The following is a 20,304-nucleotide window of genomic DNA, read 5'->3' on the forward strand; positions in this document are numbered from 1 at the left end:
CGCCAATGCGACATTCCGTCGCATCCCCATAACATGCATTTAATTTGCATCTTATAATGCGCTCGCCGGGTCCCTCAAGTGGTTGTCGTGTTGTGAGCCGAGGGATACCGGCGGCCGAATGCCGCACCGAGAATCTTCCGCACAATGAGATCCGGCGGTGCTGATGGAATACCCACAAGTGCGACAAAAAAGATGCATATGAATTGCATCTTACAAACTCAGGAGTTTTTGCCATGCTTTCCGCAGCTTCCCGCCCCTACATCGATGCGAGTGTTCCCGTTTTGCGCGAGCACGGTCTTGCGATCACGCGCCACTTCTACGCGAGCATGTTCGAAGCACATCCTGAGCTGCGCAACCTCTTCAACATGGGCAATCAAGCCAGCGGCGCGCAGCAGCAGTCGCTCGCCTCGGCCGTGTTCGCGTATGCAGCGAACATCGACAACGCCGCGGCGCTGGGTCCCGTGCTGGAGCGCATCGTGCACAAGCACGTGTCGGTCGGCATCACGCCGTCGCATTACCCGATCGTCGGCCGCCATCTGCTCGGCGCCATCAAGGACGTGCTGGGCGACGCCGCCACGCCCGCATTGATCGCCGCCTGGGACGAAGCCTACTGGCTGCTCGCGGGCGAACTGATCGCCGCAGAAGCGCGTTTGTCCGAGCGCACGCACTCCCCGCTGGGCGCGCTACGCGAACTGGTCGTGGCCGATGTCGACCGCGAAACGGATCACATCGTGTCGTACTACCTGACCACGCCCGAAGGCGGCTCGCCGGGCGACTTCGCGCCGGGACAATACGTGAGCGTCTCGGTGACGTTGCCCGATGGCCTGCAACAGCGCCGTCAATACAGCCTGTCCGATGCACCGCAAGCCGCGCACTGGCGCATCACCGTCAAGGCTGAGGCCGCGGATGAAACGAAGCCGGCCGGCCAGGTCTCGAACTGGCTGCACGCCAACGTGAAGGCCGGCGATCGTCTGCTTGTGAGCGCGCCGTACGGTGAATTCACGACGTCGCTCGACGAGGCTCGCCCGCTCGTGCTGCTCAGCGCCGGCGTCGGAATCACGCCGATGATGTCGATGGTCGCCGCGCTGGCCGCCAAGGGATCGCGCCGCGAGATCCTGTTCGCTCATGCCGCGCGCCATGGCTCGCACGTCGCCTTGCGCCGTCACCTGACGTTCGCCGCAACGCAACTGCCGAACCTGCGCGTGGCGACGTTCTTCGAAACGCCGCAAAGTCACGAGCACGAAGGCACCGACTATACCTACGCCGGTCGGATGGACATCACCCGGCTCGCCTTGCCCGCCAACGCCGACTACCTGCTGTGCGGTCCGGTGCCGTTCATGCAAGAGCAATGGCGTGCCTTGCGCGACGCCGGTGTGCCGGCCGAGCGTCTGCATCGTGAAGTCTTCGGTCCGGACGCCCTCGACCACCTGCTCTAAGCCCGCGCCGCGGTAAACGACACGAGGCCCCCGAATTCGGGGGCCTCGTGTCGTTTTGCACTCGGAATCCAGCCACGCCGCCGACGGCACCTCAGTCGATCAACGCGCCCGACGCGTCATAGAACGGATGCGAGCCGCCCGCATCGTCGACGAAGGCGAGATGCGAGACCAGCCCGATCTGCGGCGTGAACCGATGCAACTGGAATGCTGGCGGATCCAGCACCCACGCGGACGGCCCGCTCTCGCGCAGATCCAGGGCAACCTGGTGCGCCGGTGACGGGCATACGCTTGCAATCGTGCCCGCAAAGCGCACGTGAATCGGGCGATGAACGTGGCCGCAAATCAAACGCTCGACGTTGTCGAATCGGCGCACGACGGCGGCGAGCTTCGCGGCATCCGCGGTATTTAGCGCCTGGATGTCCATGTGCTCGATACCGCAAGCGAAAGGCGGATGATGCATGGCGATCACGGTCGGCGTGGCGGTATCGCTCGCGAGCGTCGCTTCCAGCCATTGCAGACGCGAGTCGCACAACCGCCCGCCGCCGTTGGGCGGGTCCTGCGTATCGAGCGCCACGAGCCGCAGCGCGCCGAGCATCGCCGTGTATTGCACGAAGCTGCCCGGCTGGCCGAGATACGTGTGCTCGGGAAACACCTCGCGTAGTGCGTCGCGCCCGTCGTGATTACCGATGACCAAGTAATACGGGATCTGCAACGGCGCGAGCAGACGACGCAGGTGCTCGTATTCCTCGCGCGCGCCGAAATCAACGAGATCGCCCGTCAGCACGACGAAGTCGGGACGCGGCACCAGCGTATTCAGACGCGCCACACAGCGTTCGAGATAGGCGGCGGTATCCACGCGCCGATAGGCCAGCTTGCCGGGCCGTTTGATGTGAAGGTCGCTGATTTGCGCGAACAGCATGGGTAGATTATCCGTGAAGCGAAAAGACATGGGCGGCGGGCAACGACAACCCCACCTGTTCGCCGACGCGGCACTCTCGACGGCTGGAGACTTCGACCAGTACCGACCCGGCAGCGGACACACCGCCCAGCGTCAGGCGGGTGCGGTCGCCGAGAAACTGCACTTCCTCGATACGGCCAACGAGCGGCGCATCGACCGCAGGCACCACCACCGCGTCTTCCGGACGGAAGTACAACTCCTGTACGTCCGTACGCACGTTCGGGCAGGCAAAACGTCCGCCCTCCAGATGGAAATGCCCCTCGCGCCATACGCCGGCCAGCCGGTTGAGCGTGCCGACGAAGTTGGCCACGTGGCGCGAAGCGGGCTGATAGTAGATGTCGCGCGGTGCGCCGATCTGCTCGATGCGCCCCGCGCTCATCACCACGATGCGATCGCCCAGCGCCATCGCCTCGTCCTGATCGTGGGTGACATACACCGTCGTGACTCCCAGCCCGCGCAGCAGACGGTCCATATCGGCGCGCACGGTCTCGCGCAGCTTGGCGTCGAGCGCCGTCAGCGGTTCGTCGAGCAGCAGCACGCGCGGCTCCGGTGCGAGCGCGCGCGCCAGCGCTACGCGCTGCTTCTGACCGCCCGAGAGTTGCGCGATGGCGCGCTCGGCAAACGGGGTGAGCTGCACCAGATCGAGCAGCTCGTTCACGCGCTTGTCGATCTGCGCGGCCGGCAGCCCACGCAGCTTCAGGCCGTACGCGACATTGCCCCGCACGGTGAAGTTCGGGAACAGCGCGTAGTTCTGGAACACCATGCCCACGCGACGCTTCTCGATGGGCAGGCGCGTGACGTCCTCATCGCCGAAGTGCACGCGGCCGCCGGCATCGGGCCGCTCGAGTCCGGCGATCATGCGCAGGGTCGTGGTCTTGCCGCACCCCGACGGACCGAGCAGCACCAGCGTCTCGCCCGCCCCGATCGTCAAGTCGAGCGGTTGCAGCACGGTGTTGCCGTGAAACGTCTTGGCACAGCGTTCGAGATGAATCGGGATGGAAGTCAGTTTCATCGTCATATCCTTGGCATTCGGTGACATACGTGGCTCCGTCGGATCAAGCGCGGCCACGCGTCGAGGCTTTCCCATTCGACACTTTGGCACGCTGCGCCGTCATCTGCATGACGACCAGCAACGGCACGATCAGCACGAAGAACACCGCCGTATACGCGCTGCCGATCTCCAGGCGCAGCGACGCGTAGGCGTCCGCCAGGCCCACGGGCAGCGTCTTGGTGTCGGGCGTGTGCAGCATCCAGGTCAGGTTGAATTCGCCGAGCGAGAGCGTCACCACGATGAGCGCGGCCGCCACGATCTCGCTGCGGATGTTGGGCAGCACGACGGTCGCGAAGCGCCGCAGGAAGCCCGCGCCGAGGCTCGCCGCGCCCTCTTCCATCAGCTTGATGCGCGAGTCGGCGCACGCCGCCGCCACGGCACGCACCATGAACGGCAGCGTGAAGATCACGTGTCCCACGACGATGAACGCCAGACTTTCGCGAAAGCTGCGCATGCCGCCGTACACGCTGATCAGCGCAAGCGCACTGGCCAACCCCGGCAGCGCGATGGGCAGCGTCAGCAATTCCTCGATCCAGCGCGCCATGCGGCTGCGCCAGCGCGCCAGCACGTAGCCGGCCGGCACGCCGAGCAGCGTCACCACCACGAGCGTGGCGGCACCGACGTAAAGCGAATTCAGAATCGCGTCGTGATAGTCCTGCCAGACCTGGATCACCCACTTGAACGTGAGGCCGGCCGACGGCCCCCGGAAGTAGTTCACCGACAGCCCGGCGAGAATCGACATGCCCACAGGCACCAGCAGGAACGCACACATGAGCAGCGTGAGCAGCAGTTGCAGCGTGAAGAGCGTTTTCTTGAGCATGCGGATCAACCTCCGGCGGCAACCGTCTGGCCCGTGAAATTGCGGGCCAGCATGAGCACCGCCCATGTCACGATGCCGAGAATGACCGAGAGCGCCGCCGCCGTCGCCACGTTGGCGTTGAGCGTGAACTCGGTGTAGATGGTCATCGGCAGCACGTCGATGTCGGTCGCCAGCGTAAAGGCCGTGCCGAACGCGCCGACCGAGGTCGCGAAACACATCGCGCCCGACGCGATCAACGCCGGCGCCAGCGCGGGCAGCGTCACGTCGCGCGCGATGGCGAACGGCCCGGCGCCCAGCGACGCCGCCGCTTCCGTGAGCGAGTGATCCAGTGACTCCGCCGCGGCCATCACGGCGAGGATCACGCGCGGAATCGAGAAGTAGAGGTACCCGATGAAGAGCCCTGCAAGCGAGTAGGCGAACACCAGCTTGTGGCCGAGGAGTTTCGCCGTCAGATCGCCGATGAGGCCCTGACGCCCCGCCAGCATGATGACCATGAAGCCGACCACGACGCCGGGGAACGCCAGCGGCAAGGTCAGCATCGACACGAGGGCCGATTTCCCCAGGAAGTCGTGACGGGTGAGGAAGAGGCCCGCCACCAGCGATAACGCCAGCGTGGCCAATGTGACCAGTGCCGAGAGCACGATGGTCTGCCACAGGCTGTCGAGATAACGCGCATTGGTGAGAATGGCGCGATAGGTCTCGAACGCGTGACCGTCGCCGCTGACCTGCACCAGGGCAGCCATCGGCAACAGCCAGAACGCCAGAAAGACCGCCAGCGCCGGTAGCAGCAGTGCCACGCGCCAGCCGCGCGGCAGGGTCAAGTCACGCATCGCTTGTTTTGCTCCTCTTCCTCGTTGAACGACGGGCCGAACCGGCCCAACGTGCTTAGCGCACGTTCTTCAGATACTGCTGAGCAAACGCTTCCTGCTGCGCGGCGAGCTTCTGCAGATCGACCGGTTTCACCCGTGCGTAGTCGGTCGCCGGCAGGAACTTGGCGGCGACATCCGCCGGCATCGTGCTCGCACGTACCGGACGCAGGAACGCTTGCGCCCAATGGGCCTGGCCCTTGTCCGACAGCGTGTAGTCGATCACCTTCTTGCCGTTCGCCGCGTGCGGTCCGTTCTTCACGAGCGCGATCACGTACGGCAGCGACACGGTGCCTTCCTTCGGGATCACGAACTGCACGTTGGCGCGATCCTTGTAGATGGCGCGGTACGCGTTGAAGTCGAAGTCGATCAGGATGGGGATTTCGCCCGAGAGCACGCGCGCATACGCCGTTTGCTTCGGCACGATCGGCGCATTGGCCTTGAGCTTCTGGAAGTAGCCGATGGCCGGACCGAAGTTGTCCATCGACCCGCCGAGCGCCTGGTTGGCCGCAATCGCGGCGGCATAGCCGGCGAACGCGCTGCTCGGATCCAGGTAACCCACCATGCCGCGATATTCCGGCTTGAGCAGGTCGGCCCACGAACGCGGCACCGGCTTGCCTTCCAGGGCGTCGCGGTTCACGAAGAAGCCGACCGTGCCCGAGTGGATGGTCGTCCACATGCCGTTCGGATCCTTCATGGCGGCCGGCACCTGATCCCAGTTCGCCGGCTTGTACGGCGCGAGCAGGCCCTTCTTCGCCGCCTCGATGGCCGAGGTGATGCCCAGGTAGACGATGTCGGCCACCGGCGCTTTCTGCTCGGCGATCAACTGCGCGACCGCCTGGCCCGAGTTCTTGTTATCGAGCGGCACGCGAATGCCGGTGTCCTGCGCAATCGCCTTGACCTGGCCGGCCCAGTCGGCCCATTCCGGCGGGCAGTTGTAGCAGATGGCACTCTGCTGGGCCTGCGCGGCGCCAGCGCCCAGCAGGGTAAATAGCGCCAGCGTGCGAGCGGCGCGGGTGATCCAAAGCTTCATGTCGGTAGGCTCCTGAATGTCTGAGCGGTGGCGGCACTCTCGTGCCGCCGGTTAAGTGCGGGCCTCGCGCCCGGATGCCTGATTGCCTTGGCCGGCGCTGGACTCTCTTCACGGAGCCAGTCGTCGGCCGCTTTCCTTGCGACTGCATTCACTTCAAAACCGTGGGTTACCGTTGCCTGTCGTTCGATATCGCGTCAGTCCTGCCGTCGCGGCGGCGCCGATACCGTGCCGCCGCGACGAATCTCGTGCGGCAGCATCAAGGCATGCCCGAGTGAGGCGTCGTGCGAGGGCGTCGCCCCCCCGCGCGCGTCGATCTGGGCGAGCAAGCGTTGCGCGGCGTGGCGGCCGATCTCCACGCTCGGTTGCACGACGGTGGCGAGCGTGGGCGAGAGCAACTCGCCCACGGCCAGCCCGTCGAAGCCCAGCACCGACATATCGTCCGGCACGCGCAGACCGGCCTCGCGCAGGGCGCGCATCACGCCGAGGGCGAGCAGATCGTTGGAGCAAAACAGTGCCGTGGGGCGCGCGCCGTCGCGCTCGCGCTGCGCCAGCCATTCGCGCACCCGCTCACCGCGGGCCCCGCTGTTGAAGTCGATTTCGAAAGCCGGCAGCGGCGTCAGACCGGCGGCCCGCATGGCATCGCCGTAGCCGAGATAGCGGCGCTTCGCCCGGTCGGACGCATGCAACGCGCCCGTCACCATCACGATGTCGCGATGCCCCGCCTCGATCAGCATGGCCACCCCCTGCGCGGCGGCAGCCCGGTTGTCCACGGAGACGCACGGACGCTCCGGGGCGTCGTTATAGACGAGTTGGCACGCCACCCCCTCGGCGGCGAGATCGTCGAGAAGCACGCTGTGCTCGGCGTCGGCCAACGTGAGCAGCAGACCGTCCACGCGCTGTTGCAGCAAGGTCTCGATGGCGTTGCGCTCACGCTCCGGGTCGTATTGCGTGGTAACGAGCAACAACCGCCGCCCCGTGCCGTCGATGGCGGCTTCGATGCCTTCGAGGCAATCGGCAAAGACCGGGTTGCCCAGCGTGGGCAGCATCACGCCGATCAATCCCGTGCGCTCGCCGCGCAACTGACGGCCAAGTGCATTGGGACGGAACTTCAGCGCGGCGGCGGCCGCCTGCACCCGCGCCAGCGTCTCGGGACGCACCAACTGGGGCGAATTGAGCGCGCGCGATACCGTCGCAATCGAACACCCCGCGCGCTGCGCCACGTCCCGGATATCTGCCACGCCGTTCTCCTTGTGTGTCATGCCGTCGAATCTTGCCGTTGACGGATTTTGAGCAAATGTAAACGTTTACGAAAACGTTTTCACTTCGGGATTCTATGGATACGATGTGATGATTTCGTGACAAGGCACAACGACGGACAGGTACCGTCGCGTCGCATGCCGATCTGCGCGCCGCGTCGTCGCACGCGCGGCCGGGCGGCATCGACACAGGCGGCACGCCTAACGTCGGGATGGCGCCTATACTGGAATTCCCCCGCCCGACGGGGCATGACGGCACCCCCTCCCTCCACGACCGGGATCGGCCATGAACGACTATCACTTCCTCACCTTGTGGCGGCTCACCGCGCCGCTCGACGAAGTCTGGGACGCGATTCGCGACGTCGACCATTGGGCGCGGTGGTGGCCATGCGTGCGCGACGTGCGCACGCTCGATCCGGGCGACGCCAATGGCGTGGGCGCCGTGCGCGTGCTGAGATGGCACGGCGCACTGCCCTATTCGCTCACCATCGAGACGCGTGTGACGCACGTCGACCCGATGCGCGAGGTGCGCAGTGTCGCGTCAGGCGAGTTGGAAGGCACCGGCGTCTGGTTCCTCGACACGGAAGGGCCGATCACTGTCGTGCGCTATGCCTGGGATGTGCATACGGAGCGCGTCTGGATGAACAAGCTCGCGCCCATTGCCCGTCCGCTGTTCCGCTGGAATCACAACTACGTGATGCGACGTGGCGGCGAAGGCCTCGCGGCGTTGCTCAATGCCCATCTCGTCGAGTGTCTCGATACCGACCTGCCGCCCGCCGCGATTGGCGAAGAGCGCAATCCGCGCGACCTGCGCGAAGCGCGCGCACGCATGAGCCACGACACCCATCACTGAGTCTTCCCGCGGATCGCTGTCGATCCCTGCTATTCCATTCAGGAATAGACGATCCAGTAGTTTTCATTATTTTTTATATATCCGGATGCCTAGACTGGAGGGCATCCGGCGGTCGTGCCTTGGTGTGCGTGCCCGTGCCGCCCTGCAAAAATCACTCTGCTCCAGGAGACCTCGTGAGCCTTGCGACTTCGCCGCTGCTGCGGCACTACGTGGACGGTGCGTTCCTCACCACCGATCGCCAGTTCGATAATGTCAGCCCCGTCGACGGGCGGCTCGTCGCGAAGGTCTGCGAAGCCGACGCCACCACGGTCGACCGTGCCGTACGCGCCGCGCGGCGCGCCCTGCACGAGGGGCCGTGGGGCAAAACTACGCCCACCGAGCGCGCGGCCGTGCTGCATCGGATCGCCGACGGCATCCAGGCGCGCTTCGACGATTTCGTCGCGGCCGAAGTGGCCGACACCGGCCGCCCCGTCGAGCAGGCCCGCACCCTCGACATCGCGCGCGGCATCGCCAACTTCCGCATGTTCGCCGACCTCGTCAAGACGGCCGGCAACGAGATGTACGACATGCGCGCTGCCGACGGTGGCGACGTCATGAGCTATGTCACACGCAAACCGCTCGGGGTGATCGGCATCATCTCGCCGTGGAACCTGCCGCTGCTGCTCTTCACGTGGAAGGTGGCCCCCGCGCTGGCCATGGGCAACTGCGTGGTCGCCAAGCCGTCGGAGGAGACGCCCGCTTCCGCCACGCTGCTTGCCGAGGTGATGGACGCCGCCGGCGTGCCGCCAGGGGTCTTCAATCTCGTGCACGGCTTCGGGCCGGACTCGGCCGGCGAGCACCTGACGAAACACCCCGACGTGGCGGCAATCACCTTTACGGGCGAGTCGCGCACCGGCAGCGCCATCATGAAGGCCGTGGCCGACGGTGTGAAGGAAATCTCGTTCGAGCTGGGCGGCAAGAACGCTGCCGTCGTATTCGCGGATGCCGACTTCGAACGCGCGCTCGACGGTGTGGTTCGCTCGTCGTTCACCAACGCGGGCCAGGTGTGCCTGTGTTCGGAGCGCGTCTATGTCGAGCGGCCGATCTTCGACCGGTTCGTGGCCGCGCTGGCCGAGCGCGCCGCCGCGCTGCGCGTCGATGCGCCCGACGCCCAAGGCGTACAGATGGGTCCGCTCGTATCCCGCAAGCATCGTGACAAAGTGCTCGCTTACTATCGCCTGGCGGTTGAAGAAGGCGCAACGGTCGTCACCGGCGGTGGCGTGCCAGTCTTCGGCGATGCCCGCGACGACGGGGCCTTCGTTCAGCCGACGGTCTGGACCGGCCTGCCCGACACGGCGCGCTGCGTGCGCGAAGAGATCTTCGGTCCCGTGTGCCACGTCGCCCCGTTCGATACCGAGGACGAAGTGATCCGCCGGGTCAACGACAGCGACTATGGCCTCGCCGGTTGCGTATGGACCACGAATCTGTCGCGCGCGCATCGCGTGTCGCGTCGGTTCCAGACCGGACTCGTGTGGGTGAACACCTGGTTCCTGAGAGACTTGCGCACGCCATTCGGCGGCGTGAAGCGCTCGGGACTGGGCCGCGAAGGCGGACGCCACTCGCTCGACTTCTATTCCGAAATCACCAACATCTGCATCAAACTGTGAGGCAACGGTGCGGGGGAATCGATGGGGGTCGAGCCCCCCGTCGCCGTGCGCCATTCCAAGAAAAAAGCACAACCGAGACTGACGACTCATGAGCGCATCACAAGACACGCAGGCCCGCGTGGTGGCCGGCAAGGCCAAGCCGCGCGGCAGGTTCCCGCACATCAAGCGCGCTGGCGATTTCCTGTTCGTCTCGGGTACCAGCTCGCGCCGCCCGGACAACACCTACGCCGGCGCACAGGTCGATGCGCTGGGCGTGACGCAACTCGACATCCGCGAGCAGACGCGCGCCGTCATCGAAAACCTCCGTGACATTCTTGCCAGCGAAGGCGCCACGCTGGCCGACGTGGTCGAGGTCGGCGCGTTCCTCGTGAACATGAACGACTTCGGTGGCTACAACGCCGTGTATGGCGAGTATTTCGACGAAAGCGGCCCGACGCGCACCACGGTGGCGGTGCACCAGTTACCGCATCCGTTGCTGCTCATCGAAATCAAGTGCGTGGCCTACGCGCCGCGTTCGCGCTGAAGCGCAGCCCAGCACTCCACCTGACGCCACATGACCCGGGAGACAGCATGTTGACGTATGGCAAGCCGTTCAATTTCCAGCGCTGGATCGACGATCACGCGCATCTGCTCAAGCCGCCCGTCGGCAATCAGCAGGTCTGGCAGGACAGCGATTTCATCGTGACGGTGGTGGGCGGACCAAACCACCGCACCGACTACCATGACGATCCGCTCGAAGAGTTCTTCTATCAGTTCAAGGGCAACGCGTGGGTCAATCTTTGGATAGACGGCCGCCCGGAGCGCATCGACCTCAAGGAAGGCGACATCTTCCTGCTGCCGCCGCACGTGCGCCACTCGCCGCAGCGGCCCGAGGCGGGGAGCCTGTGCCTGGTGATCGAACGCCAGCGCCCGCCCGGACGGCTCGACGGCTTCGAGTGGTACTGCCTCCATTGCGGCACGCAGGTACACCGCGTGGAAGTGCAACTCAAGAGCATCGTGACCGACCTGCCGCCGCTGTTCGAAGCGTTCTATGGCTCCGAGTCGCTGCGCCGCTGCCCGAGCTGCGGCGAGATCCATCCAGGCCGCGCGGCCCAACCCAAGACCCCGGCCGCGTCGCGCGCCTGACCCGCGGCGCCGTGCCCCGAACCTCACACGTCACGTCATGAAGAAAATCGACATGCACGCCCACTTCTTCCCGCGCATCACGCGGGAGGACGCGGCCCGCCTCGACCCCGCCACCGCGCCCTGGCTGCGCATCGACGAGGGCGGCGAGACCGGCAACATCATGCTCGACGACCGCGCCTTCCGCCCGGTCTACCGCGCGTTGTGGGACCCTGCGCTGCGCGTCGAAGAACTCGACCGTCACGGCATCGACCTGCAAGTGGTGTGCGCCACGCCGATCATGTTCGGCTATCGCTACGACGGGCACGCGGTCATGGAATGGGTGCAGCGCATGAACGATCTGGCACTGGCGCACTGTGCCTACGCGCCAACGCGCCTGAAGGCCATGGCGCAAGTCCCGCTGCAGGATCTCGACCTGGCCTGCGCGGAGGCGTCGCGCGCCAAGGCGAGCGGCCATATCGGCGTGCAGATCGGCAACCATCTCGGCGACAAGGACCTGGACGACGAAGCACTGGTGGCGTTCTTGCGGCACTGCGGCAACGAACACATTCCCGTGCTCGTCCATCCGTGGGACATGATGACCGACGGCCGCATGAAGCGATGGATGATGCCGTGGCTGGTCGCCATGCCCGCCGAGACGCAGCTCTCGATCCTTTCGCTGATCCTCTCGGGCGCGTTCGAGCGCCTGCCCCGCTCGCTCAAACTGTGCTTCGCGCATGGCGGCGGCGCCTTCCCGTATCTGCTGGGCCGCGCCGAGAACGCCTGGCATTGCCGCGACATCGTGCGCGCCGACAGCCCGCACCCGCCCTCCCATTATCTGGATCGCTTCTACGTGGACAGCGCCGTGTTCGACCCGCGGGCCTTGCGCCTGCTGGTCGACACCATGGGGGTGGAGCGCATCATGCTGGGCTCGGACCATCCGTTCCCGCTCGGCGAGCAGGATATCGGGCGCCTGGTGGCCAGCCACCCCGATCTGGACGACGCGGCTCGGCATCGCATCCTGGCAGCGAACGCCCGCGAGTTCTTCGGGCTGTAACTGGGGCTTTCCCGAAGTGTTTTTGAAATCGCTTGCCTACGCAAAAGGCGTCGTTTACGCTGGGCACTTAAATATTTGATGCTTAAACAATTTAATGCATCTGACGCGCCAGACCTGCGATGACCGACGGGAAGAAGCGGTCAAGTCTGCCGGCGCGAGTCCTCTGCGGTAAGTGTTTGCCAGTTTCGGAACTTAGTTTGGAGACCATGATGACGGGAACGAAGACCACGCAACGCAAAGCCATCGCCGTATTGGGCGCCCTAGCCGCAGGCGCGGCGATGTTCGCCTCGAGCGGCGTGCACGCCCAGGTGAAGATCGGCTTCATCGGTACGCTCTCCGGCCCGGGCGGCGCGCTCGGCCAGGACCAGTACGACGCCTTCATGCTCGCCATCGAGCAAAAGGGGGGAAAACTGGGCGGCGTGCCGGTGCAGGTGATCAAGGAAGACGACCAGCTCAAGCCCGACGTCGGCGTGCAGGCCGCGCAGAAGCTGGTCGAGCGCGACAAGGTGTCGCTCATCACCGGCGTGACGTTCTCGAACGTCATGATGGCCATCCACAAGAGCGTCACGAACGCGGGCGTGGTCATGGTCGGCTCGAACGCCGGCCCGACCCCGATTGCCGGTGCGCAATGCTCGCCGAACTTCTTCTCGACATCATGGGATAACGACGAACTGCATGAAGCCGGCGGTCAGCTCTCGACGGACCTGGGGTACAAGAAGATGTACGTGATGGCCCCGAACTATCAGGCCGGACGCGACGCCGTACACGGCTTCAAGCGAGACTACAAAGGCCAGATCGTCGACGAGGTGTACACGCAGGTCAACCAGCCCGACTACTCGGCCGAAATCGCCCAGTTGCAGGCCGCCAAGCCCGACGCCGTCTACGTGTTCTATCCGGGCGGCATGGGCGTGAACTTCGTCAAGCAATACCGTCAGGCCGGGTTGCTCGGCAAGATTCCGCTGATCTCCGTGTCGACGATCGACGGCTCGACCCTGCCCGCCCTCAAGGAACTCGCGGTCGGAGCGATCACCAGCGCGCCATACTCGCCCGATCTCGACAACGCGCAGAACAAGCAGTTCGTCGCCGCCTTTCAGAAGAAGTACCACCGCGCGCCGTCGATGTATGCCGCGCAGTCGTACGATGCCGCCAACCTGATCGACTCGGCACTGGCGAAGACCAAGGGCAGCGTGGCCGATCGCGAAGCCCTGCGCGCCGCGCTCAAGGCGGCCGACTTTGCGTCCGTGCGCGGGCCGTTCAAGTTCGCCAGCAACCAGTTCCCGGTGGCGCAGTTCTATCGCGTGGATGTCGTGAAGGACGCCAACGGCGCCAAGTTCGCGACCAAGGGGCAGATTCATATCAAGACGCGTGCCGACCTGGCCTCGCAGTGCAAGATCAAGTCGTAACACGAGACGCGGGCATCGTGCGCGCGGTCTGACGCGTGCGCTGCCCGCGGTTGCTGATGTGCCGCCCGGCCCCCAGGGAGGACGCGAGACGACGCGATCCGCCGGCGGCACTGCCGTTGCACGACCCGAGCCGTACCTGAGCAATATCGAGGGTTTATGAAGCGCTACCGCAATTTCGACGAAGCCGAGCTGGACGTGCAGTACAACGCTCGCGCCACCACCCCCAACGTTCTCGACATCCTGACGCAGTACGCCACCGAGAGCGCGCACGCCCGCGCGACCACGCCCTGTGTCCTCGATGTCGCCTACGGGGATCACCCCGACGAGACACTCGACATCTTCCCGTCGCCGACCCCCGGCGCCCCCGTGTTCTTCTTCGTTCACGGCGGCTACTGGCGCGCGCTCGGCAAGGACGATTCGAGCAACATGGCCCCGGCGTTCACGCGCGCGGGTGCCACCGTCGTCACGATCAACTATTCGCTTGCGCCCGGCGCCTCGCTCGACACCATCGTCGACCAGACGCGCCGCGCCCTGGCGTGGGTGTACCGCCACATTGGCGAGCATCACGGCGACGAGCGCCGCCTCTACATCTGTGGCAGTTCGGCCGGCGGCCACCTCGTGGGCATGCTTCTCGCCCACGGTTGGCACAACGATTACGGCGTGCCGAACGACGTCATCGCCGGCGCCATCCCGCTCTCCGGCCTGTTCGATCTCACCCCGATCCCGTTCACGCACATCAACGCGTGGATGAAGCTGTCCGGCGACGATGCACATCGCAACAGCCCTCACTTCCACCTGCCCGCGCACGGCTGCCCGATCGTGGTGTCGTACGGCGAGAGCGAGACGGCGGAGTTCAAGCGTCAGAGCGCGGACTACCTCGCGGCATGGCGCGCCCGCGGCTTCGCGGGTGAATATGTCCCGATGCCCGGTACCAATCACTTCGATATCGTGCTCACGCTCAACGACACCGCCAGCCCGCTCACGCAAGCCATCTTCCGTCTGATGGGGCTGCCCCGGGAGGCCGCATGAGTCTGACACTCTTCATCATGCAGTGCCTGAACGGGCTGCAACTGGGGGTGCTGCTGTTCCTGATGGCCGCCGGCCTCACGCTGGTGTTCGGCATCATGAACTTCGTCAACCTCGCGCACGGCTCGCTCTACATGATCGGGGCGTTCATCGCCGCGACCGTATACAACTACACAGGGTCGTTCGCGCTCGCCGCCATCGCCATCGTCCCCGCCATGCTGCTGATCGGCCTGATCGTCGAATTCGTCGCGCTCAAGACGCTCTATGACCGAGATCACCTCGACCAGGTGCTGGCCACCTTCGGCCTGATCCTGTTCTTCAACGAGCTGGCACGCATGATCTGGGGGCCGTCGCCGTATTACATGGAAGTGCCCGACTGGCTCTCCGGCACGGTGGACCTGTTCGGCCTCGCATATCCGGCGTATCGCTTCCTCATCATCGTGGTGGGGCTGGCGGTGGCGCTGGGCTGCTATCTGCTGATTCACCGTACGCGCATCGGCATGCTGATCCGCGCCGGGTCGACACACCGCCAGATGGTCGGCGCGCTCGGCGTGAATATCGTGCTGCTCAACTCGCTGCTGTTCGGCCTGGGCGCGGTTCTCGCCGGGATTGCCGGGCTCATGGCAGGCCCCATCCTGTCGGTGCAGCCGGGCATGGGCGAGCCGATCCTGATCCTGACGATGGTCGTCATCGTGATCGGCGGCATCGGCTCGGTGCGCGGGGCATTCCTCGCTGCGCTGATCGTCGGTGTGGTCGATACGGTGGGGCGTACCGCCCTGCCCACGCTGCTGCGCAGCCTCATGGAGCGCAGCACCGCCGACACCGCCGGGCCCGCCCTCGCTTCGATGCTCATCTACCTTGTCATGGCCGCCGTGCTTGCCGTGCGTCCGCAAGGTCTCTTCCCGGTCAAACACGGTTGACGATGGAAATGAAACTGAATCTTCGCACCGCCGTGCCGCTGCTGTTGCTCGCCGTACTGGCGCTGGTGCCCCTTTACGCGACGTTTGCCCAGCAACCGTTCTATCTCACGCTGTTCGGGCGCATCGTCGTGTTCGCCATCGCGGCGGTCTCGCTCGACCTGATTCTCGGCTACGGCGGCATGGTGAGTTTTGGCCACGCGCTGTATCTGGGGTTGGGCGCCTATGTCGTCGGCATCCTCAGCTATCACGGCATGGACAACGGCTTCCTCCATCTCGGGGTGACGCTGCTGCTGTGCGCGGTCGTCGGTGCCGTCACCGGCCTGCTGTCGCTGCGCACGACCGGCATCGCCTTCATCATGATTACGCTGGCGTTCGCCCAAATGTTCTACTTCCTCGCCGTCGGACTGAGGCAGTACGGCGGCGACGACGGCCTGCCGGTCTCGGCCGGCAGCCGCTTCGGCAACATCACGCTCGACGACCCCGCCGCGCTGTATTACGTGGCATTCGCGGTGCTGTGCCTGTGCGTGTGGGCCGGCCGCCGGCTGGTGGATGCACGCTTCGGCATGGTGCTTCGCGGCGCCCGCCAGAACGATCGTCGCATGCGCGCGCTCGGCTATCCGACGCTGCGCTACAAGCTGGTGGCCTACGTCATCAGCGCCATGACCTGCGGCGTAGCGGGCATGCTCTACGCCAATCTCACGCACTTCGTCTCGCCCGCGTACATGGCCTGGACGGCTTCGGGCGAGTTGATCGTGATGGTCGTGCTCGGCGGGCTCGGCTCGTTCTTCGGACCGGTCCTCGGCAGTGCCGCCATGCTGCTGATCGAGGAATGGCTCAAGGGCATGACGGAGCACTGGATGATCATCTTCGGCGCGCTCATCGTCGTGGCAGTGCTGGTGTCGCGGCGCGGCCTGTATGGCCTGCTCGGCGACCTGCAGGTGCGGCTCGCGCGCCGTGCCCGTACCGCGGAGGGCAAAGCATGACGTTGCTCCGAGTCGACCAACTGGTCAAACGCTACGGCGGGCTGACCGCCACCGATCACTTCTGCCTCGACGTCGCGCCGGGTGAGCTGCACGCCATCATCGGCCCGAACGGCGCCGGCAAGAGCACGCTTATCGGCCAACTGGCCGGCGAGCTGCGCGCCGACGAAGGCACCATTCATTTCGACGGGCACGACATCACGACCCTACCGATCGAGCAGCGCGCCCGCGCGGGGCTCACGCGCTCGTACCAGATCACGTCGGTGTTTCGCGAGTTCACCGCGCTGGAGAACGTGCTGGTGGCCGTGCAGGCGATGCAGGGCCATAGCTTCGGTTTCTGGCGGCCGGCCATTCGCGAAGCGGCGCTTGTCGAACCCGCGCGCGAGATCCTGGCGCGCACCGGACTGGCCGCGCGCATGCATGTGCCCGCCAGCGCCCTCGCCCACGGCGAACATCGCCAGCTCGAACTGGCCATGGCACTCGCGGGGCGTCCGAAATTGCTGCTGCTCGACGAGCCGATGGCCGGCATGTCACAGGCTGAGTCTGAACAGATGACGCATCTGCTTGCCGATCTCAAAGGTGACTACGGCATCGTTCTGGTCGAACACGACATGGACGCCGTCTTCGCCCTGGCCGACCGCATCACCGTGCTCGTCTACGGACGCGCCATCGCTTGCGGCAACGCCGACACTATCCGCAATGATGCGGGCGTGCGCGAAGCCTATCTCGGGGACGATACCCGCAACGAAATGCTGGGAGCGACCGCATGAGCCCCTTGTTGTCTTTGTCCGGCGTCGAGTCTTTCTACGGCGCCAGCCAGGCGCTGTTCGGCATGCAACTGGAGATCGAGCGCGGGGCGTTCGTCACGCTGCTTGGCCGCAACGGCATGGGCAAGTCAACCACCGTCAAGTCGATGACGGGCCTCATGCGTCCGGCCCGCGGCGAGATCGTATTCGACGGGCAGCCGGTTCACACTAGCCCGTCGCACCGTATCGCGCGCGCGGGCATGGGACTGGTGCCGGAGGGGCGCCAGATTTTCCCCACGCTGACGGTGCGCGAGAACCTTGTGGCCACCGCAGGCAATCGTCATGGCGCGCGCGCGCCGTGGACGCTGGAACGCATCTACGGCCTGTTCCCGCGGCTGCGCGAACGCGAGAAAAACCTCGGCAGCAACCTGTCCGGCGGCGAGCAGCAGATGCTCGCGATTGGCCGCGCGCTGATGACGAATCCGAAATTGCTCATTCTTGACGAAGCGACGGAGGGGTTGGCACCGCTCATTCGGGGTGAAATCTGGCAGTGCCTCAAGCAACTTAAAGGAAGCGGCCTGTCCATCCTGTGCATCGACAAGAATCTCGCGCCGATGCTCGAACTCGGCGATCGCCACTACATCGTCGACAAAGGCCGTGTGGCTTGGCAGGGTGACTCGCCGAGCCTACGTCAGGCGCTACCGGAATTGCAGGCGTATCTGGGCGTTTGACGCTTGTGCGGCACGGCGCACGGCACCGTTCTGCGTACACTCTACGGCACCTCGTTTCGACGGGGTGCTTAGTACTCGATAGGTGTCAGACGCGAAAATCCGGAGTGATTTGTGAAAGCACCCAGCAGAACTCTGTGGTGCAATCGATCCCGCTTGATTGACTTCGCAAGCGTGATTATCCCTTCACCTCTCACCGACACCCGGGTAGGACTATGGCTTACTCCAATACGCCTTCGAATCCCTTCCGCTGGCTGCTCTCTCAGGACACCGGTGCGCCACCGCCCGCCGAACCGGCGCACGTCAAGAACGGCCTTCCTGCGGATCTTCCGCTCAATATCAAGGAGCTGCCGCGTACGCCGCTTCCCAAACTCGAGGTCTTTCCCGACGAATTGCTCGCCCTGCGCAAGCACCTCGGCATGTCGCGTAACGTCTTCGCGCATTACTTGCGTACGAATCCGCGCACGCTGGAGAACTGGGAGCAGGGTCGCGCGCGCCCCAATGCCCAAGCCGCCTGCCTGATTCGGCTGGTGCAGCAGAACCCAGGACTCGTCTCCTCGCTCGCGCGTCTCTGACCCGCCTTCCGGCAGGGTCATGGGCCGATCCATCGCGACGGGCGGCATATGCCGCCCTTCATTGTTCTGGGAATCGGGTAGTCAGGCACTACGCCTTGAGGCCGCTACGCCTTGAGGCCGCACGCTTCGCGAAGACAGGCGACGAAGCGCTCGCACACCGGGCTCGGCGGCTTGTCGGCGCGTAGCGAATAACCCACGTCGCCGAAGCTGCCCGGCACGGTGTCGGCCAGCACGCGCAGCAATCCCGACTCCACGAACGGCGTGGCCGCCACCCGCGGCATCAGCGCCACACGGGGCGTCTCCAGCATCAATCCGATGTTGGTCAGCACCGAGAGTGACTCGACGACGTCCTCGGGCAACGCCAGCCCCGCATCGTGGAACAGCCGCTCGGCCGCGAGCCGTGATGGCGATTCCGGTACCGGCAGAATCCACGCGCCCTCGCGCAATTGCGCGAGCGGCACGCGTGCGGGTGCCTGGGTCCAGTGACGCACCCCGCCGACCACGCTGAGTGATTCGTTGAAGAGCACTTCGTGCGTCAGCGAGAAGGCGTTGGCGACGGGCAACCCCTTTTCGGGCAAACGGCCCACGACAATATCCAGGTCGCCGCTCGCGAGCGCCGGGAAGAGCTGCGCGGTCGTCGCTTCACGCACCGTGACCCGCACGCCCGGGGTCCTCGACTTGAGCATCGCGATCGTGCGCGGCAGTAAATCGGCTGCGGCCGAGATGAGTGTGCCCACGATGACATGCCCGCTGGTGCCCGCGCTGAACGCGTTCACTTCATCGGTCAGATAGCGCAGCTCCGCCATCAGCGATTTCACGCGATGTCCAAGCAATTCGCCCAGTTCCGTAGGTTGCATGCCACGGTTGCTGCGCACGAAGAGCGGCCCTTCGAAACACAACTCCAGTTCATGCACGATCTTGCTCACGGCCGGCTGCGTGAGACCGGTCTCGTTGGCCGCGCGCACGAGCGAACCCGTCTCGAGCACGCGATCGAAGACCTGAAGCTGGTGAAACTTGAGCTTTCGCCCGAGATTGAGGGCGGTCCAGGGCAGTAAGCGCATCGGCGTGCCGTTCAGGCCGCCGCCGCGGAGCCAGGCGGCATCACCGATGCCGGTCCCGACGCACCTTGCGCCACCGACGCCGCCGCTGCGGATTCGGCAGGTTCGGCCGACAGGAAGGCAGCGACGTACTCCTCAAGCATCGCGGCGTCCGGCAGCGACGCCGGATTGACATGGTGGTTGACGAGGCACCCGTCGAACGTCAGCACAAGCATATCCACCACGCGCGCGCGTCGCACGCTGTCGCGCGCCAGGCTCGGCGCGACAGCGGCCAGCATGCCCGACAGACGCTCGCGAAACCAGCGCAGCAGCGACGCGTCGTACGGATCGCCTGGGCCAACGGTGGCCAGCGCCTGTACCAGGTTGTGCGAGAAGCCGTTGTCGAGTCTTGGCGTCTGGGCCAGCAGCCCCGCGAGCAATATGCGCATGCGCGCATGGGCACCGTGTGCCGCCATGACCTCGGCTTCCAGCGCCGTAATGCGCGCCTTGAACCACGTTTCATAGACGCAGAAGAAGACCTGCAACTTCGCGGTGAAGTAGCTGTAAATGTTCGCGTGGGAAATGCCGGCGCGCTTCGCAATCTGCACCATCGTGGTTTCCACATAGCCCTTTTCGAGAAACAGGGCATGCGACGCATCCAGGATGGCCAGACGAATGTCTTCTTTCTTGACTTGTGGCATGGATAAGTCTGCCCGGATAGGCCGAGCACCTCAATCGATTTTGCTCAACGATCGCTGAATTCAATACCGAACTTCAGCGCGCACAGTATGCCAGCGCAAACCCAGCTTGCG

Annotated in this window: 21 protein-coding genes; 13 read left to right on the top strand and 8 right to left on the bottom strand. The window is 65.3% G+C overall.

The window, feature by feature from the left end; translation table 11 throughout:
• Positions 1 to 233 precede the first annotated feature (233 nt).
• Positions 234 to 1,436, top strand: coding sequence for an NO-inducible flavohemoprotein (gene hmpA / locus PTE31013_RS20510; protein ID WP_150614478.1), 1,203 nt, complete (start codon positions 234 to 236; stop codon positions 1,434 to 1,436).
• A gap of 91 nt (positions 1,437 to 1,527) precedes the next feature.
• On the opposite strand, the gene PTE31013_RS20515 is transcribed toward hmpA, so the two are convergent.
• The 6 genes from PTE31013_RS20515 to PTE31013_RS20540 form a co-directional block, all read right to left on the bottom strand.
• The gene (locus PTE31013_RS20515; protein ID WP_150614479.1) at positions 1,528 to 2,355 is read right to left on the bottom strand and encodes a phosphodiesterase; all 828 of its coding nucleotides are present in this window, start codon (positions 2,353 to 2,355) and stop codon (positions 1,528 to 1,530) included.
• A 7-nt stretch (positions 2,356 to 2,362) separates the two neighbouring features.
• Positions 2,363 to 3,406, bottom strand: coding sequence for an ABC transporter ATP-binding protein (locus PTE31013_RS20520; protein ID WP_150614480.1), 1,044 nt, complete (start codon positions 3,404 to 3,406; stop codon positions 2,363 to 2,365).
• A 43-nt stretch (positions 3,407 to 3,449) separates the two neighbouring features.
• Positions 3,450 to 4,331 carry an ABC transporter permease gene (locus tag PTE31013_RS20525; protein WP_425495580.1) on the bottom strand — a complete coding sequence of 294 codons (882 nt, stop codon included), beginning with the start codon at positions 4,329 to 4,331 and terminating at the stop codon, positions 3,450 to 3,452.
• On the bottom strand, positions 4,271 to 5,095 hold the full coding sequence (locus tag PTE31013_RS20530; protein WP_150614482.1) for an ABC transporter permease: 825 nt from the start codon (positions 5,093 to 5,095) through the stop codon (positions 4,271 to 4,273). The genes PTE31013_RS20525 and PTE31013_RS20530 overlap by 61 nt, the downstream gene beginning before the upstream one ends.
• 55 nt (positions 5,096 to 5,150) lie before the next feature.
• Positions 5,151 to 6,164: an extracellular solute-binding protein gene (locus tag PTE31013_RS20535; RefSeq protein WP_150614483.1), complete on the bottom strand. Its 1,014-nt coding sequence runs from the start codon at positions 6,162 to 6,164 to the stop codon at positions 5,151 to 5,153.
• 194 nt (positions 6,165 to 6,358) lie between these two features.
• Positions 6,359 to 7,402, bottom strand: coding sequence for a LacI family DNA-binding transcriptional regulator (locus PTE31013_RS20540; protein WP_246174765.1), 1,044 nt, complete (start codon positions 7,400 to 7,402; stop codon positions 6,359 to 6,361).
• A 304-nt stretch (positions 7,403 to 7,706) separates the two neighbouring features.
• Between PTE31013_RS20540 and PTE31013_RS20545 the strand changes: the two genes are divergently transcribed.
• The 12 genes from PTE31013_RS20545 (at position 7,707) to PTE31013_RS20600 (ending at position 18,455) form a co-directional block, all read left to right on the top strand.
• Entirely contained in the window at positions 7,707 to 8,273 is a 567-nt protein-coding gene (locus PTE31013_RS20545) for an SRPBCC family protein (RefSeq protein ID WP_150614485.1), read from the top strand.
• 173 nt (positions 8,274 to 8,446) lie between these two features.
• Positions 8,447 to 9,919, top strand: a complete 1,473-nt coding sequence (locus tag PTE31013_RS20550; RefSeq protein ID WP_150614486.1) for a 2-hydroxymuconic semialdehyde dehydrogenase — start codon at positions 8,447 to 8,449, stop codon at positions 9,917 to 9,919.
• An 88-nt stretch (positions 9,920 to 10,007) separates the two neighbouring features.
• Positions 10,008 to 10,442, top strand: coding sequence for a RidA family protein (locus PTE31013_RS20555; RefSeq protein ID WP_150614487.1), 435 nt, complete (start codon positions 10,008 to 10,010; stop codon positions 10,440 to 10,442).
• A 47-nt stretch (positions 10,443 to 10,489) separates the two neighbouring features.
• Complete coding sequence (locus PTE31013_RS20560; RefSeq protein WP_150614488.1) at positions 10,490 to 11,044, top strand: 3-hydroxyanthranilate 3,4-dioxygenase; 555 nt, start codon at positions 10,490 to 10,492, stop codon at positions 11,042 to 11,044.
• Positions 11,045 to 11,081: 37 nt separating this feature from the next.
• Entirely contained in the window at positions 11,082 to 12,077 is a 996-nt protein-coding gene (locus PTE31013_RS20565) for an amidohydrolase family protein (RefSeq protein ID WP_150614489.1), read from the top strand.
• Between the two features lie 209 nt (positions 12,078 to 12,286).
• The gene (locus PTE31013_RS20570) at positions 12,287 to 13,480 is read left to right on the top strand and encodes an ABC transporter substrate-binding protein (RefSeq protein ID WP_150614519.1); all 1,194 of its coding nucleotides are present in this window, start codon (positions 12,287 to 12,289) and stop codon (positions 13,478 to 13,480) included.
• 156 nt (positions 13,481 to 13,636) lie between these two features.
• Positions 13,637 to 14,509, top strand: a complete 873-nt coding sequence (locus PTE31013_RS20575) for an alpha/beta hydrolase (RefSeq protein ID WP_150614490.1) — start codon at positions 13,637 to 13,639, stop codon at positions 14,507 to 14,509.
• Positions 14,506 to 15,426 carry a branched-chain amino acid ABC transporter permease gene (locus tag PTE31013_RS20580; protein ID WP_150614491.1) on the top strand — a complete coding sequence of 307 codons (921 nt, stop codon included), beginning with the start codon at positions 14,506 to 14,508 and terminating at the stop codon, positions 15,424 to 15,426. Before PTE31013_RS20575 ends, PTE31013_RS20580 begins: the two co-directional genes overlap by 4 nt.
• Positions 15,427 to 15,434: 8 nt before the next feature.
• Positions 15,435 to 16,409 carry a branched-chain amino acid ABC transporter permease gene (locus tag PTE31013_RS20585; protein ID WP_150614492.1) on the top strand — a complete coding sequence of 325 codons (975 nt, stop codon included), beginning with the start codon at positions 15,435 to 15,437 and terminating at the stop codon, positions 16,407 to 16,409.
• Entirely contained in the window at positions 16,406 to 17,176 is a 771-nt protein-coding gene (locus PTE31013_RS20590) for an ABC transporter ATP-binding protein (RefSeq protein WP_150614493.1), read from the top strand. Before PTE31013_RS20585 ends, PTE31013_RS20590 begins: the two co-directional genes overlap by 4 nt.
• On the top strand, positions 17,173 to 17,883 hold the full coding sequence (locus PTE31013_RS20595; protein ID WP_150614494.1) for an ABC transporter ATP-binding protein: 711 nt from the start codon (positions 17,173 to 17,175) through the stop codon (positions 17,881 to 17,883). Before PTE31013_RS20590 ends, PTE31013_RS20595 begins: the two co-directional genes overlap by 4 nt.
• A 212-nt stretch (positions 17,884 to 18,095) precedes the next feature.
• Complete coding sequence (locus tag PTE31013_RS20600; RefSeq protein WP_017234237.1) at positions 18,096 to 18,455, top strand: helix-turn-helix domain-containing protein; 360 nt, start codon at positions 18,096 to 18,098, stop codon at positions 18,453 to 18,455.
• A gap of 104 nt (positions 18,456 to 18,559) precedes the next feature.
• Here PTE31013_RS20600 and PTE31013_RS20605 read toward each other — a convergent pair whose 3' ends face one another.
• Positions 18,560 to 19,516, bottom strand: coding sequence for a LysR substrate-binding domain-containing protein (locus tag PTE31013_RS20605; protein ID WP_150614495.1), 957 nt, complete (start codon positions 19,514 to 19,516; stop codon positions 18,560 to 18,562).
• Between the two features lie 11 nt (positions 19,517 to 19,527).
• Entirely contained in the window at positions 19,528 to 20,193 is a 666-nt protein-coding gene (locus tag PTE31013_RS20610; RefSeq protein ID WP_150614496.1) for a TetR/AcrR family transcriptional regulator, read from the bottom strand.
• Positions 20,194 to 20,304: the final 111 nt, after the last annotated feature.

The organism is Pandoraea terrigena (assembly GCF_902459705.1).
Classification (GTDB): Bacteria; Pseudomonadota; Gammaproteobacteria; order Burkholderiales; family Burkholderiaceae; genus Pandoraea; species Pandoraea terrigena.

Bases quoted from the DNA above. Each gene is read 5' to 3' on its own strand.
- hmpA (WP_150614478.1), top strand. From the start codon at position 234: ATGCTTTCCGCAGCTTCCCGCCCCTACATCGATGCGAGTGTTCCCGTT.
- PTE31013_RS20515 (WP_150614479.1), bottom strand. From the start codon at position 2,355: ATGCTGTTCGCGCAAATCAGCGACCTTCACATCAAACGGCCCGGCAAG.
- PTE31013_RS20520 (WP_150614480.1), bottom strand. From the start codon at position 3,406: ATGAAACTGACTTCCATCCCGATTCATCTCGAACGCTGTGCCAAGACG.
- PTE31013_RS20525 (WP_425495580.1), bottom strand. From the start codon at position 4,331: ATGGGCGGTGCTCATGCTGGCCCGCAATTTCACGGGCCAGACGGTTGC.
- PTE31013_RS20530 (WP_150614482.1), bottom strand. From the start codon at position 5,095: ATGCGTGACTTGACCCTGCCGCGCGGCTGGCGCGTGGCACTGCTGCTA.
- PTE31013_RS20535 (WP_150614483.1), bottom strand. From the start codon at position 6,164: ATGAAGCTTTGGATCACCCGCGCCGCTCGCACGCTGGCGCTATTTACC.
- PTE31013_RS20545 (WP_150614485.1), top strand. From the start codon at position 7,707: ATGAACGACTATCACTTCCTCACCTTGTGGCGGCTCACCGCGCCGCTC.
- PTE31013_RS20555 (WP_150614487.1), top strand. From the start codon at position 10,008: ATGAGCGCATCACAAGACACGCAGGCCCGCGTGGTGGCCGGCAAGGCC.
- PTE31013_RS20560 (WP_150614488.1), top strand. From the start codon at position 10,490: ATGTTGACGTATGGCAAGCCGTTCAATTTCCAGCGCTGGATCGACGAT.
- PTE31013_RS20565 (WP_150614489.1), top strand. From the start codon at position 11,082: ATGAAGAAAATCGACATGCACGCCCACTTCTTCCCGCGCATCACGCGG.
- PTE31013_RS20570 (WP_150614519.1), top strand. From the start codon at position 12,287: ATGACGGGAACGAAGACCACGCAACGCAAAGCCATCGCCGTATTGGGC.
- PTE31013_RS20575 (WP_150614490.1), top strand. From the start codon at position 13,637: ATGAAGCGCTACCGCAATTTCGACGAAGCCGAGCTGGACGTGCAGTAC.
- PTE31013_RS20580 (WP_150614491.1), top strand. From the start codon at position 14,506: ATGAGTCTGACACTCTTCATCATGCAGTGCCTGAACGGGCTGCAACTG.
- PTE31013_RS20585 (WP_150614492.1), top strand. From the start codon at position 15,435: ATGAAACTGAATCTTCGCACCGCCGTGCCGCTGCTGTTGCTCGCCGTA.
- PTE31013_RS20590 (WP_150614493.1), top strand. From the start codon at position 16,406: ATGACGTTGCTCCGAGTCGACCAACTGGTCAAACGCTACGGCGGGCTG.
- PTE31013_RS20595 (WP_150614494.1), top strand. From the start codon at position 17,173: ATGAGCCCCTTGTTGTCTTTGTCCGGCGTCGAGTCTTTCTACGGCGCC.
- PTE31013_RS20600 (WP_017234237.1), top strand. From the start codon at position 18,096: ATGGCTTACTCCAATACGCCTTCGAATCCCTTCCGCTGGCTGCTCTCT.
- PTE31013_RS20605 (WP_150614495.1), bottom strand. From the start codon at position 19,516: ATGCGCTTACTGCCCTGGACCGCCCTCAATCTCGGGCGAAAGCTCAAG.
- PTE31013_RS20610 (WP_150614496.1), bottom strand. From the start codon at position 20,193: ATGCCACAAGTCAAGAAAGAAGACATTCGTCTGGCCATCCTGGATGCG.